Origin of the sequence: Paenibacillus cellulosilyticus, from assembly GCF_003182255.1 — a bacterium.
Lineage (GTDB): Bacteria > Bacillota > Bacilli > Paenibacillales > Paenibacillaceae > Paenibacillus_T > Paenibacillus_T cellulosilyticus.
In genome coordinates, this window is the sequence record NZ_QGTQ01000001.1 from 349598 (window position 1) to 363337 (window position 13740).

General features: G+C 51.8%; 10 protein-coding genes. 6 read left to right on the top strand and 4 right to left on the bottom strand.

Features of this window, described 5'->3' with window-relative positions:
- Positions 1-121 precede the first annotated feature (121 nt).
- Positions 122-2410 carry a GDYXXLXY domain-containing protein gene (locus tag DFQ01_RS01480; protein ID WP_110042099.1) on the top strand — a complete coding sequence of 763 codons (2289 nt, stop codon included), beginning with the start codon at positions 122-124 and terminating at the stop codon, positions 2408-2410.
- A 150-nt stretch (positions 2411-2560) separates the two neighbouring features.
- Here DFQ01_RS01480 and DFQ01_RS01485 read toward each other — a convergent pair whose 3' ends face one another.
- Positions 2561-3256, bottom strand: a complete 696-nt coding sequence (locus tag DFQ01_RS01485) for a glycosyltransferase (protein WP_245946473.1) — start codon at positions 3254-3256, stop codon at positions 2561-2563.
- 356 nt (positions 3257-3612) lie between these two features.
- On the opposite strand from DFQ01_RS01485, the gene DFQ01_RS01490 reads away from it, so the two are divergent.
- From DFQ01_RS01490 to speE, 3 genes are all read left to right on the top strand, one after another.
- On the top strand, positions 3613-4005 hold the full coding sequence (locus DFQ01_RS01490; RefSeq protein WP_110042101.1) for a DUF1641 domain-containing protein: 393 nt from the start codon (positions 3613-3615) through the stop codon (positions 4003-4005).
- Between the two features lie 70 nt (positions 4006-4075).
- Complete coding sequence (locus DFQ01_RS01495) at positions 4076-5257, top strand: NAD(P)/FAD-dependent oxidoreductase (RefSeq protein WP_110042102.1); 1182 nt, start codon at positions 4076-4078, stop codon at positions 5255-5257.
- A 223-nt stretch (positions 5258-5480) separates the two neighbouring features.
- Positions 5481-6362: a polyamine aminopropyltransferase gene (gene speE, locus DFQ01_RS01500; protein ID WP_110042103.1), complete on the top strand. Its 882-nt coding sequence runs from the start codon at positions 5481-5483 to the stop codon at positions 6360-6362.
- A gap of 107 nt (positions 6363-6469) precedes the next feature.
- Here the strand turns inward: speE and DFQ01_RS01505 are convergent, their stop codons facing one another.
- Positions 6470-7825: a polysaccharide deacetylase family protein gene (locus DFQ01_RS01505; protein ID WP_174812888.1), complete on the bottom strand. Its 1356-nt coding sequence runs from the start codon at positions 7823-7825 to the stop codon at positions 6470-6472.
- Between the two features lie 74 nt (positions 7826-7899).
- Positions 7900-8553: a hypothetical protein gene (locus DFQ01_RS01510; protein ID WP_245946474.1), complete on the bottom strand. Its 654-nt coding sequence runs from the start codon at positions 8551-8553 to the stop codon at positions 7900-7902.
- Positions 8554-8936: 383 nt separating this feature from the next.
- On the opposite strand from DFQ01_RS01510, the gene DFQ01_RS01515 reads away from it, so the two are divergent.
- Positions 8937-11030: a methyl-accepting chemotaxis protein gene (locus DFQ01_RS01515; protein ID WP_110042106.1), complete on the top strand. Its 2094-nt coding sequence runs from the start codon at positions 8937-8939 to the stop codon at positions 11028-11030.
- A 166-nt stretch (positions 11031-11196) separates the two neighbouring features.
- On the opposite strand, the gene DFQ01_RS01520 is transcribed toward DFQ01_RS01515, so the two are convergent.
- Positions 11197-12435 (bottom strand): YibE/F family protein, encoded by a 1239-nt coding sequence (locus tag DFQ01_RS01520; RefSeq protein ID WP_245946475.1) that lies wholly within the window; start codon positions 12433-12435, stop codon positions 11197-11199.
- A gap of 166 nt (positions 12436-12601) precedes the next feature.
- Between DFQ01_RS01520 and DFQ01_RS01525 the strand changes: the two genes are divergently transcribed.
- On the top strand, positions 12602-13714 hold the full coding sequence (locus tag DFQ01_RS01525) for a HupE/UreJ family protein (RefSeq protein ID WP_110042107.1): 1113 nt from the start codon (positions 12602-12604) through the stop codon (positions 13712-13714).
- Positions 13715-13740: the final 26 nt, after the last annotated feature.

A 13740-nucleotide genomic window follows, 5' to 3' on the forward strand; every position in this document is an offset into this window, starting at 1 on the left:
GTAGCACAGGCTGCACCCGCCTGTCCGCTGACTGCCGGTACTACCCCAAAATAGTACTAGGAGAGCAGCGAATCGGTCATTATAATAGGAGCAGATCCATATAAGGAAGGATTGTGAAGCAATGCTTCGACTCGGCACCGTGAGGACTGGCTTTATACTCGGCATCTCGATGATCCTTGCCGCCATTATTTATTTTTTCGCTGCCAATTGGAATGGGATGGATCGCATCAGCCGCACCGTGCTGGCCGGAGCGCTTGTCGTTCTTCTGTACGGGGCTTCTTATGGCGTCTCCCGTATCCGGACAATGCGCGGTCATCATCTATTTCTATCCGCTGTGCTGCTGCTAGGCGGCTGCATCGCCTTTGGTGCATCTGTCGCACTGCTTGGCCAAATCTACAACTCACACGCAGACAGCTATGGGCTGTTTCTGATCTGGGCAATCGCCGCATTACTATTCAGTCTCATTACGCGCTATTATCCGTTCTACGTACTTACTTATATATTGGGCCACATCGCGCTCTGGCAGTACTTCTATCCAACCAATCTATCGCCTAACTACAGCGAGGGCACGATGCTTCTCATTGGCGCATTCTTCGCCCTCATTAACTTGGTGATGCTCGTCCTGACAGAGAAAAAGCTGCTGATTTCTGCACCGATCCGGCTGTTGAGCTTCCTCATCTGCCATATTTCGCTGCTGTGGATGTCCAATTCACTCGTGTTCGAGCATTACGGCTTCCTCATGAACATCGTTTCGATCGCTGCCATTGCAGCCGCGTTCTATTATTACATGCGCATTCATCTGGACAAAATCTATCTCACGCTCAGCGCGCTCGCAGCGTCCGCCTTCGCCGTGCTGAAGTTCATCGAGCTGCTCATCAACTTTGCTTCGATCGCGTTCTTCTTCTATGGCTTGGTATTCGTCGTCCTGCTCCTCACCGGTAACATCATGTTCTTCCGGCGTCTTAGCAAACTGGACGTTCCACATGAGTCCGACCATCATTCGTACACGGTAGTAGAAGCGGACCAAGTAGAGACGCATCCGATCCAACCACACAGCAAACCGAGCCACCGACATCGCGGCAGTCTAACCGCCATAATCGTATCGGCTGCTATTACGGGCCTCAGCGCAGTGATTGGCAGCGCCTCGATATTAGGACTCGTCATGATGCTGACGGACAGCGCCGATCCCTTTTATATCGTATATGCCATAGGAATTGTGCTTGTCCTGCCGATGCTTATTCTACCGCGCATCGAAGTGACCGTCCGCTATACGCTGCTGGCAGTCGGCTTCATTCTCGGCATTATAGCAGCTGCATTCATCGGCTCATTTGTCGCAGATATACCGCTTGTACTTCTGTCGGCCGCCGGACTAGCGCTGCTCAAGCAGCCTGTCACGCGCTATGTTATGTATGGTCTGCTCAACTTGCACGGCTATATTTGCCTGTACCATCTATTCGATTCGCAAAACTGGCCAATAACGAACGTGCTGCTCGTCCTGTTAGCCATTAATGTTCTCGTCTATATCCGAATGCAGCGACAAGCGACAGTCCATGGGGAGCCCCGGCCCTCCCCTATGCAGATAGCAAGCTTCTTCTTCTCGCTGCTGTATATGCTGAGCTTGACGTTCTTTGATGATCGATTCGCTTATTCGTATGCATTGTTCAATGTCGCCAACTTCGTCATCGTGACGCTGCTGCTGTTCTGGCTCATCCGGAAGCATCGGGAGATGGAGGCGCTCATTAGTGCAGTATTCTGGTTCATCTTTGTCGGTTTCAAATATTACGACCTGCTATGGTCGCTGCTGCACAAGTCGATTACGCTTGCACTGCTCGGCATCCTTCTGCTTGCCGTTACTTACTGGTATGCACGGAGGTTCGATGCCAAGACTGCCGTGCAAACTCATACCGTCACACCATCCTATTGGAAGCTGAGGCCCCTGCTGCTCGTTATCACCGTTGTCCTGCAGTTAGGTTTCATCAGCTACCAGGCCGCAGCAAGCGAGCATGCTCTCCGTTCGGGCACACCGGTCAAGCTAGAGATTGCGCCAGTCGATCCGCGTTCTATGCTGCAAGGCGACTATGTCACGTTGTCTTATACGAATTCGAGGCCATCTTCTCTTGTTGAGACGGATCTGAGAAACAGCAATGCTCATAAAGTAAAAGTCGTGCTGAAGCTCGATGCCAATGGTGTCTATCAGTTCAGTCGGCTTTATTCGCAAGGCGAATCAATCGAACCAAACGAGGTCATCATGAACGGCCGTTGGGATGGCTGGGGAACCGTTCAGTACGGCATCGAAACGTATTTTGTCCCAGAAGGCACAGGTATGGATGTTCAACGCGAAGCGCGCTATGCCTATGTACGCGTCAGCAGCACAGGTAATGCCATATTGGAGCGGCTGTCGGACCAGTAGCAGCAGCGTAAATCGTAAGAGGGCCTCACCGGATATCACCGGATGGTCCTCTTTCTTATCGTGTAGTCCCATAGTTTTGTTGACATGGCAAACAGCCTCGGTCCTAAGAAAGGGGGACCGAGGCTGCTCCATGGAGCTTGTTACAGTCGCTTATTGAAATTGTTTCGGAAACTGCTTAATGATGCCTTCCGACAGCAAATCAGCAAACTTAATCATATGTGCTTCATTCTGATCGATGGCAAGAATATCTGCCTGCCAATCCTTCTTCAGACGCGCCGCGACTTGGTCGTTGATCAGCTTCAGATGCGTATACAGCATGTCCTGCAATTCCTTAGCATTCCAATTCGGATTGGCTGTCGCCAGGAAGCGAGCAATGTCATCCGCGTTACGATGCCACTGCGCGTTATACTTGTTGAGATCCGCCGTATTGCCGGCCTTCGCTGCATCAATCACCTTGCCCGCGAGCATAATATGCTCCTGTAGCAATGTTGCAAGCTGATTGCCAGCCGCTTCGCCATAATAGGGCTTAATCGCATTGCCAATGTCCTTCTGGTTCTGAAGCAGCCTTGCGAGCACCGCCTGCTGATCCTCTAGACCAGCGATTGCACTAACGATGTATGTGCCTGTCCAGCCAATATGCTCAATCCACAGTCTTCTCATTTCGTTAGAGAATTGAACAGCCGATTTCGTCAGCGTCTGCTGCCGCGTCTCGGAGCTTGGAGTAAGCTGCATAGCCTTCACCGTCACTCCTTTTGCAGATGCAGCGCCTGTTGCTGCATCCGCAATCGATGGTACGATCATGGTAGCTAACAAGGCTGCCGCTGTAAACTTCATCCATTGCTTCATGATGGTCATCTCCTTCGTCCGCTTATCAGTCCTAAATTAACCTTTCGAAAAGCCCGTTATAGTTTCATTCACGTCAGGTTTTTTATGCATATTGTTATCGTTTACAACAAAAATCTTTTCCTTTCGAAAAAAACTTTTTAATTTCGCGGCAAAAAGGTGTAAACTATCACTATAGGTACTAAACCCGATTAGGTCATCGTCGCTAAAGCATTTTGCCCTTCACCGAGAACAACGCCTATGCTGCGATTTCTTTTGTGAAAAATGTTGCAAACTATTCAGCGAATTATACGCGTTAGTGATCGGCACAATCGAGAAGACTAAACCTAACCCATTCCAACGTAAAGGAGGACGTTCTCATGTCGCAATCTGTTGAATCCAAACCGTTAGACGTGCTTGAACAATTGACGAATCCTGAAATCCAGCAATCCCTGACTGTATTGGTGGACAATCTGCCAAAGCTGGCAGAGATGGTGACGACGCTCACGAAGGCGTATGACTTCGCGTACAACATCGCTACGGATAAGGTGCTTATCAACGACTTCGCGCACGGTATTGGCGAATTCGTAACACCGGTAACGGAGAAGGCAAAAGGCATCGCTGCAGCAGCTATGGAAGCAGGCGAGCGCGCACAAGCGGATACGACGACGGTCGGTCTGTTCGGTATGCTCAAAATGCTCAAGGATCCGGAAGTTCAAAAAACGCTTCGTTTCGCTCAAGCTTTCTTGAATGTACTGGCTGAACGGAAATAAGCCATTTCGCAGCAACGGCATTATACGATCAACAACCAACTGAACAGTTGAGTACGAATGGAGGATGGACATGTCGAAACAAATTTTGATTCTGGGCGGCGGTTACGGCGGCGTCCTTGCAGCTTTGTCCGCGCGTAAGCATCTGACGACTGCAGAGGCAACGATTACGCTTGTCAACCGGTTCTCGACCCACCAAATTATTACCGAGCTTCACCGTCTTGCTGGCGGCACGATTAAAGAAGCAGCTGTAGCACTTCCACTGGATAAGCTGCTGGGCAGCAAAGGCGTTAACATCCTGGTTGACGGTGTTAAGAACATTCATCCGAACGAGAAGCAAGTTGTTCTTGAGAGCGGCACGACGCTCAAGTACGATGCACTCGTCGTTGCTCTGGGCAGCGAAACGAACTACTTCGGCATCCCAGGCCTCGAAGAGAACAGCCTCGTGCTGAAATCGGCGAACGACGCGAACAAAATCCGCGCTCACGTTGAAGCACGTCTTGACGCTTACAAGAAATCGGGCGACAAGAAAGACGCTACGATCGTTGTTGGCGGCGGCGGCCTGACGGGCGTTGAGCTTGTTGGCGAATTCGCTGACAAACTGCCAGAAGTATGCCGTAACAAAGGCATCGACTTCAACGACATCAGCATCTACTGCGTAGAAGCTGGTCCAAGCATTCTGCCAATGCTTCCGAAGCCGCTCATCGAGCGTTCGGTTGAAAGCCTCACGAAACGCGGCATCAAGTTCCTGACGGGCGTTGCAATTACGGAAGCTACGAAGGACACCGTATCGCTTAAGGACGGCAGCACAATCGCGTCCAACACGATCATCTGGACGGGCGGCGTTAAAGGCAACCCGATCGTTGGCAGCTGCGGACTCGCAGAAGACCGCGGTCGCAGCACGGTTACGCCTACGCTGCAATCGACTTCGCACTCCGACGTCTTCCTCGCAGGCGACTGCGCGGTTGTATTCCCAGAGGGCGGCGATCGTCCTTACCCGCCAACAGCACAGCTGGCTTGGCAAATGGGTGAAACGGTTGGCGTTAACCTGGCAGCACTGTTCCGCGGCGGCGCAATGGAGAAGTTCAACCCTGTATTCTCCGGTACGCTTGCAAGCCTCGGCCGCAAAGACGGCGTAGGCTCCATCGGCGGCAACAACACGCAGCTTAAAGGTCTGCCAGCATCGTGGATGAAAGAAGCTTCGAACATCCGTTACCTGTCGCACATCCACGGCCTGTTCGCACTTGCACACTAATTTATTCTTGCATATTCGCGTCAGTGAGCTAACAATGCTCACTGGCGTTTTTTATTTGTTTTTACATAGTTCTGTTAGCGTATTGACGGTTTTTTTACAGTACTTTATGAACCTCCTGTAACCCGCGCTGCAGCCCATACAAATCTATTAAGAGATTCATATAGTAGGAGCATTGGGACAAAACCTGCAATTCGATGACAGTATGGCGGAGGGATAGACGAACATGACGAACAGAAAACCTTCATTAACCGGCTTCCAGAAGGAATCGAACGGCGAACTATGGCTGTGGGACGACCTCCCTCAGCTTCATATGGAGGCAGGCTACAAGGTGGAAGCACTGCTGCATTATGAACGATCCGCCTACCAGGAGATTAGCATCGTCGAGACGAAAGGCTTTGGTCGAATGTTCGTGCTGGACGGCACACCGCAAGTAACGACGAAGGACGGGTTCGTCTACAACGAGATGATTACCCATATCCCGATGGTGACGCACCCTGCACCTAGGCGGATCGCGATGATTGGCGGCGGGGACTGCGGCCCAGCAAGCGTAGCAATGAAATATGATACGGTGGAGCAGGTTGAGGTTGTCGAGATTGACGAACGCGTGATAGAGGTATGCAAAGTCTGGATGCCTAACGCAGCAGCAGTCGCGAGCGACAACCGTGTGCAGATGACGTATGCCGACGGTTATCGCTGGATTCAGGGACGTAAGAAGGCGTTCGACGTGCTGCTCATCGATCGTTCTGACCCTTATGGTCCGGCTGTTTCGTTGTATAAACCGGCTTTCTATCAATATGTACACGACAGCTTAACCAACGACGGCGTGGTCGTCATTCAGTCTGGTTCGCCCTGCTACAACGGGAACAGCCTACGCAATACGGTACGCAGCTTGAAGCGGATTTTTCCTATCGTACGCACCTACCTATGCTGCATCCCCTCCTTCCCAGGAGGGATATGGAGCTTCACGCTTGCATCGAAGCAGTACGATCCACTTATAGCCGATCTCTCGCGGCTGCGCACAGAGGATGCCAAATATATGACACCGGAGCTGCTGCGCTCCTGCTTCGTTCTGCCTCGTTATGTGCAGGATCTATTATCGGAGTAACAAGAAAGAGGCGAACATAAAAATCCGCTTCCCTACCGGGCAATGTCATTGTCGTAACTTAGTGACATTGCGCAATAGGGAGCGGATTTTTATTGAAGTGAAGTATTTTATTCGAAAATGACGAATTTCAGCTGTTTCTTCTTTAAGTATTCAATAATAGCAGGAAGCGCTTCGACCGTATGCTTCTTCTCGTGCAGCACGTAGATGCCGCCCGAAGGATTAACTTTTTCGAAATAGTCTAAAATCTCATCACGTGTGTCCGCATTCCAGTCCTCCGGGTCACGGTTCCACATGAGCACCTTCATCTTCTGCTTCTTCACCTGGGCGGCCAGCTCGCTGTTAATGAGACCATAAGGCGGTCGGAACAGCGTAACCTGCTTAGCGCCATCACTGACCAGCTCATCATTCGTCTGCGTAATGTTCGCCAGCTTCGCCTTATCGGTCAGCTTAGTCAGCTTGCTATGATCCCATGAGTGATTGCCTACCGACATGCCATGTTCAACTGCGTAGCCGACCGCCGACCGATTCTTGGCCGCATTCTTCCCAATGAAAAGAAACGTGCCCGCTACGTCATTGTCAGTCAAAATATCAACGATCTGCTTCGTGTACGCGGACGGACCGTCATCGAAGGTTAATGCCACGTACCCTTTCGGGAGGCTGTAGGTGTAGCCGTCCGACTTGAGTTCATTGTGCTGCACGTTCGTCTTGCTTGCCGCATCCTTCGTCTGAACCTTCGTTTCCGACTTCGCCGCATTCGCAGTGTTCGTCTTTGGCGCGGCTGTCACTAACGGTTCTATAAGCGCCTTGTTGGCCGAACCCACTGTTAGTACAGCATGTTGGCTGTCGCTTACTGCAGCCTCGACGACACTCGACGGATGGCTCGATCGGCTATTTGACGAATGCTCGTCGGTGGCATCGACCCGATCGATGAACAGCAGCTCCTGCATGCGGAACATCATCGCCAAGAGCAGCAATAGGCTGATCAGCGAAGCCTTCCAGAGCAGTCCGCGGCCTCTCAGCAGCTTGTTTCTACGGGCGGTGCCCGCGGCTTGCTGCTGCGCTGGCGCTGAGTTCTCTTCAGCCGACACTTTGTCAAGGTCCACCGCAGACGTTAAAGCTTCCTCCACCTGAACGGATGATAGCCGCATTCGCAGCGCAGACAGTTGTTGTATGTATGTATTCGAACAAATAAAGTACAGCGTCTCTTGGAACGATCCCTTGATCCTAACGATCGTGCTGTAGTAATGCCGCTGGTATGGATCCCATTTGGCATACAGCGACAAGCGTATCCGATATCCTTCCACTTGCAATAGAGACAACTGGCTATAAGTAAAATCGTCCAGCTCAAACCAATCGATGTTCGCTTCCCCGCTGCTGCGGGTGATCGCGATCTCCATCTGGTAACGGTTAGACGACTGCTCGAGCGATAATAGCTCGACCATCGGAATCGTATTGTGTGTCATAGAGCCCTCGTCCTCCCCTTGCCTTCTGCTGCGCATTCGCGTTGTCGTGACAAGGAACCGTTACTATTGATTATTTAGCTGCTGCTCTTCCCTTGCCCCAGCGGTGCAGACATACGGCTTGTGAAATCGCTGATCATATTCGCCAAATAAGTCTTCTCTTCACGCATTGCCTCATACTTCTGCTTCAAGTGTGCATTCTCAACCTCGAGCCTGCTGAGCTTATCTTCGAACTCATTGATCGCCTTGACCTTATCGGCAAGTGCTTCGTTATGCTTCTGAAGCAAAGTGCCGTACTTTTGCTCCTCAAGCTCGATCGCATTTTTCAATTCCTCGATCTCCCCCGTCAGCGCACCCTGCAGTTCGCGATAGTCTTCCATGGCCTGATCGACCTTAAGGTTCTTATCGGTCAGCTTGCGTTCGAGCTCCAGTATGTTTTTCTCCCGGTCGCTGATTACTTGATTGAGCGCTTTCACTTCCCGATTCAAACGATCCACATGTCCGCTCGAATGCGTCAATCGATCCTGCAGCTCATGGATGCTCCGTTCTGCATGCTGTCTGGCTTGAATGACCTGTTCAACGGCAAAGACGAGATCAAGCGAACGCTTGTCCATATGCGTCTTGTTGAACGATGCAGCAAGCGGAGACGGCTCTTCCTCCTCAGCAGCCAAATGCGTGAGCTCCGCATCGGGCTCAACCGCGCTAACCTCTTCCAATTCCGGTTTCGTCATTTGCGGTTCAGCTTGCTTAGTGGATGAATCTTTCTTCTTAAAAAAAGGAGAAATCATGTCCTGCCCCTCACCTTTTCTGTGTAATTATGTCAGATAATCGCACAATATGTCGAAATGTTCTTATTCCTATTATAGAGGAATTAGGTATGAGCAAGACGAGACTTTGTGCCTAAATTTATTTGATACTAACGCCCTAAACGTGCTCCATCGATCCTATCAAGAGGACGAGAGAGGTACTTTTTCATGCATCAAAATGTTACCTATTTGTTAGATGGGCTTAGACCGTATGTCAATGTATGCAAAAAAATCGATGGTTTTTTCACGGATTTTAGAATAGAATGTCATTAAACCTTACATAAGTTAGTCGGAAAGAGGCTGGTTCCATGTCCATATCCCTATTGAATGTTATGAATCGTCTCAATTACAATCAGAAATTTACGTTGATCGGTATTTTATTCTTAATCCCTATTGCATTTATGTCCTATTCCCTAACATCAGAAATTCAAAAAACGATAAAAGTCGGGAAGAACGAACAGCATGGCGTTGCCTACTTGAAGCCGGTTCACCAGCTGCTCATCGCCGTTCAGAAGCATCGGGGATTAGCCAACGCTTACTTGAATGGAGACAAGAGCCAGGAGGCAGAGCTTGTAAAGCTGGAGAAGGAATGGCAGCAGGCTGCGCAAGCCATTAACGAGCAGGATGCGCTTTATGGCGCAGCGTTTGGTACCCATTCCGCTTGGAGTGGACTCGAGACGCGGTTATCGATGCTGCAAGAGGAATATGCGAATCTATCCGCAGAAGATAGCTTTGATAAACATACTGCGTTCATTGATGATCTGCTTACCTTTAACAGTGCGGTGTCGGATGCATCAGAGCTGACGCTCGATCCGGAACAGCATACCTACTATCTCATGGATATGCTCGTGCAGCGGCTCCCGTTGTTAACCGAGATGGTAAGCCGTACACGCGGTCAGGCAATGGGGACGTTGGTTCGAGGCAAACTGACGCCGGACGAGAAGCTTGACTATATGATCACATACGACCATATTCAGAGCGCGGCGACCAGCTTGCAGAAAGATTGGACGAATGCCTCCGTCTACAAAGAAGACGTCGCAGCCCTGAAAGAGGCCTATACCAATGCGGCACAGGCGGTTCAACAATACGGAAGCTTGTTCAGTGCGGAGATTCTAAGCGGTCAACTGACGATCGATAGCAACGACTTCTTCGCCCAAGCGACGGCTGCAATCGACCGCATTACAGCCATGTATACCAGCACATCTGTCATGATGCATGATCAGCTTCAGCAGCGAATCGACCGGGAAGCCGGCGAGCGAAACCGGATGCTCGTATTGAACGGTGTCATACTGCTCATCGTCGTGCTCGTATTCGCCGCCTTTTACCGCAATGTTCGGGGGACGATCCTCGTTCTTGAGAAAGCTGCAACGAAGCTGGCAGAAGGCGATGCAAGCGTACGGGCCGAGCTCGTGACACGCGACGAGCTGCGCAGCGTCGGCGATGCCTTCAACCGCGTAGCAGAAGCTTTCGCCAGACTGCTGCGCGCAAACCAGACCGTAGCGAATCAACTAGCTGCAGCCTCCTCGGATCTGGAGGCCGCAGCCGGTACGACAACGATGGCGACCAATCAGATCGCACTGTCGGTACAGGAGCTCGCGACGATGGCCGACCAGCAATCCTCGATATCCGATCAGAACGCCGAGGCAATGACGGAGATGGCGGAAGGTATCGCAACAATCGCAGAGTCAGCCGGTTCAGCCGCCGATAAAGCAGACCAAGCCGCCGCCAGCTCAGCGGAAGGTCGTCAAGCCGTCGCAGAAACTGCGAAGCTGATGGCTTCCATCCGCGTAAAATCAGACGAGACATCGCAGGCACTAAATCGCCTCAGTGAGCTGTCCGGGCAGATCGGTTCCATCGCCGAGGTGATGACGGAGATCGCACGCCAGACGAACCTGCTCTCGTTGAACGCTAACATCGAAGCCGCGCGTGCGGGCGAGCATGGAAAAGGCTTCTCGGTTGTCGCCCAGGAAGTGAAGAAGCTGTCCGAGCAGTCGAGCCATTCCGCTGACGAGATTGGTGCGCTCGTGACAGAGGCGGCGCAGGGCATTCGCCGTGCGGTGGCCGCGATGAGCGGCAGTGCAGCCGAGACCGCTCACGGTATGTCTTCGATGGAGCGGTTGACCAGCGTATTCGACGGCATCTCGGAGGCGATTGGTCAGGTAGCCGTCCAGATCGGCGAAGTATCCGCATCCTCGATGCAGCTGTCTGCATCGACCGAGCAGGTCGCTTCTTCCGTACATGAGACATCCCTTCAGTCGAAGGTTACGCTCGGCAAGACGCAGGAAGTGTCTGCTTCCACCGAGGAGCAGCTCGCCAGCATGGAGGAGGTACTCGCCTCCGCAGAAGCGCTGAGTACAACAGCAGCCAAGCTCCAAGAGGAGCTCGGCCGCTATAAGCTTTAAATAGAAATGCGGGCGGGCTGAATAGAGCGATTTTGTGTGCTCTATCCGGCCCGCCCTGTTTTTGGGGATTGGATAAGATACTTTTATCTGTACTAACTAGCACTTACGTCCCATTCGGGTCTGATAAGATACTTTCCCCTACTCTATTCCACCACCGCGCACACAGCTAAGCGATCGAATGCTCCTGCTTCGGCTCTTGCTGAGCTGGCATGTCCATCGCACCCTGCGCCTTCGCTTGACCGATTCGGTCATAGTAAGGCATGAACCTCGCCGAAACGAGCGCGACGATCGGCACTGTCAGAATAACGCCGATACTGCCCGTAATGCCCTGCAGCACTTCAATCGTTACCATGTTCATGTTCACGAGCTGGGTGTAAGGAACTTTGTAGGCATACAGCACAATCAACGACATGAGCGAGGAGCCCGTGAACGCTAGAATAAGTGTTGTGGCCATCGTGCCCATCATATCGCGGCCGACATTCATGCCCGCCATGAACAGCGCGCGCCAGCCAAGCTCGCGATTCGTGCGATATACCTCATACACCGAAGATGCGACCGTAATTCCGACGTCCATGATTGCACCAAGCGCCGCCAGCAGAATGCCCGCGAACAGCAGCCCGCCTACCGACATGCCTGTATTGTCCGCAATCAGAATGAGCGTCTCCGAATCTGGCGTATTAAAGCCCGAGATATGCAGCAGCTCCCCAGCCAGACTCGCAAGCAAGCCTGCGAAGACGACCCCGATCATCGTACCGATAATCGCAGATAAGGACTTCGAGCTCCACCCGTCGAGCAGCAGCAACGTCACGATTATCGTAAGCGCCACGACGAGAATAGCTGCCAGCATTGGCGAATAGCCCCGGTATAGCATCGGAATGAACAGAAACACAATGCTTCCGAATGTGACGATAAGACCGGCAGCAGACTTCAACCCTTTCTTCCCGCCGATCGCCCACAGAATGGCCAGAAATACTCCGACCATGCCATACAGCAGCGGCGCCCGGTAATAGCTGTATACGGTCACCATATAATGCGTCGCATCAGCCGAATCCACATCGACGATTAGCTTCATTCCCGGCTTGGCGTGTACGTTGAACATCGTGCTTAGATAGTTCGTCACCGAAACGGTCTCGCCCTTATGCTCACCGCTTAACAGCTTCAACGACAGCTGCTGCGTGCCGTGGTATAGGCCGCTGATCTTCGGGTCCTTCTCTAGCTGTTCATCCGTGACTTCCATGACACGAGCCTTCTCATACCGAATATAGGAGGTGCCTCCCGTCTCGTTATACGTAAACTCGTCCATCTGATTGAACTGATACACCGCCCCAATGAGCACAAGCAGCATCACAACAAACAAGGCCGATCTGAGCTTCGGCTGCGACAGCCTCTTCATCCATTCTCCCACGTCCATGTCCCTCCGCATGATTCGATATCATCTGCCAACATCATACGAATCAATTGTTACGCGTCTGTTAATTTACAATAATGACATATTCTAGTCGATTGTATTTTACAAATGGAACGTAGTATCAGGAGGAACTTTGACGAATCCCTCAGGAGGTTGTAGATCGATGAAACGCAGCAGGGTCTACCGATGGTATGCCGCAGGCCTACTCGGATTGTTGCTCGTCACCATGATGCTCACTGCTGCTCCAGCAGCCTATGCGCATGGCGGGGACAGCGTTGCCTATTCCGACATTACTTTGAAAGACGGGGACATTACGTACGATCTCCGGATCGATATGTACGATCTTCGCCTCGCTGTTGCACCCAATGACATCGATGTTGGCGACTTCTCCGCTCCTGTACTGGACAAGCTCATCCATGATCGTTGGCAGGACATTGAGAACTATTTGCTCGACAAAATCAAGCTATACGCCGACAGCCTCCCCCTAGAAGGCGATATCCTGTCCCTGGTGGCGACTGAAGCACGCGACCAACCCTATGCTGAAGCCGTCATGCGCTTCCATGTTGGCAATAAGCCCGAGCACTTCGTGCTAGACTATCAGCCCATCTTCGACGATGTCGACATGTGGCATGTCAACTATGTCACCATGTCACTCGATGGCAGCGGAGGCGGCAAGCAGAGCTATGTCCTTTCCCTCGATACGCGAGAAATTAAGCTCGGTGAGCTGAGTACGCTGCGCGCAATCAAGCAGTTCTTCATCCTCGGCATCGAACACCTCATCACAGGCTACGACCACATTCTCTTCCTGCTGGGTCTACTGATTGGCGCACGCTCGATTAAGCAGATGCTAGGCGTCATCACTTCATTCACCGCCGCTCACACCGTTACACTGCTGCTCGCCGGATTCGGCGTTGTTACGCTGCCAAGCCGCTTCGTTGAGTCCGTCATTGCATTGAGCATTATCTACGTTGCATTGAACAGCGTACTTAACAAAAAACATGCCACCAAGCACAACATGCTGCTTGCCTTCGGCTTTGGCCTAATTCATGGCTTCGGCTTTGCAGGCACCCTCTCCGAGATGCGTCTCGATGGCGGACAGCTGGCCGCTTCGCTTTTGACCTTCAACGTCGGTATCGAATTTGGTCAAATTATGATCGTGCTGCTGCTCTTCCCGGCCGTTCATTACGGTCGTCGGATTAAATGGACGATTCCAGCGATGTCCGCTGCCATCTCATGCTGCGGTCTCATTTGGCTCATACAACGCGCGTTCATGTGACCACTAGTGGCATCGATAGAGATATT

Bases quoted from the DNA above. Each gene is read 5' to 3' on its own strand.
- DFQ01_RS01515 (WP_110042106.1), top strand. From the start codon at position 8,937: ATGTCCATATCCCTATTGAATGTTATGAATCGTCTCAATTACAATCAG.
- DFQ01_RS01525 (WP_110042107.1), top strand. From the start codon at position 12,602: ATGAAACGCAGCAGGGTCTACCGATGGTATGCCGCAGGCCTACTCGGA.
- DFQ01_RS01485 (WP_245946473.1), bottom strand. From the start codon at position 3,256: ATGAAGCAATGGATGAAGTTTACAGCGGCAGCCTTGTTAGCTACCATG.
- DFQ01_RS01510 (WP_245946474.1), bottom strand. From the start codon at position 8,553: ATGACGAAACCGGAATTGGAAGAGGTTAGCGCGGTTGAGCCCGATGCG.
- speE (WP_110042103.1), top strand. From the start codon at position 5,481: ATGACGAACAGAAAACCTTCATTAACCGGCTTCCAGAAGGAATCGAAC.
- DFQ01_RS01505 (WP_174812888.1), bottom strand. From the start codon at position 7,825: ATGACACACAATACGATTCCGATGGTCGAGCTATTATCGCTCGAGCAG.
- DFQ01_RS01480 (WP_110042099.1), top strand. From the start codon at position 122: ATGCTTCGACTCGGCACCGTGAGGACTGGCTTTATACTCGGCATCTCG.
- DFQ01_RS01495 (WP_110042102.1), top strand. From the start codon at position 4,076: ATGTCGAAACAAATTTTGATTCTGGGCGGCGGTTACGGCGGCGTCCTT.
- DFQ01_RS01490 (WP_110042101.1), top strand. From the start codon at position 3,613: ATGTCGCAATCTGTTGAATCCAAACCGTTAGACGTGCTTGAACAATTG.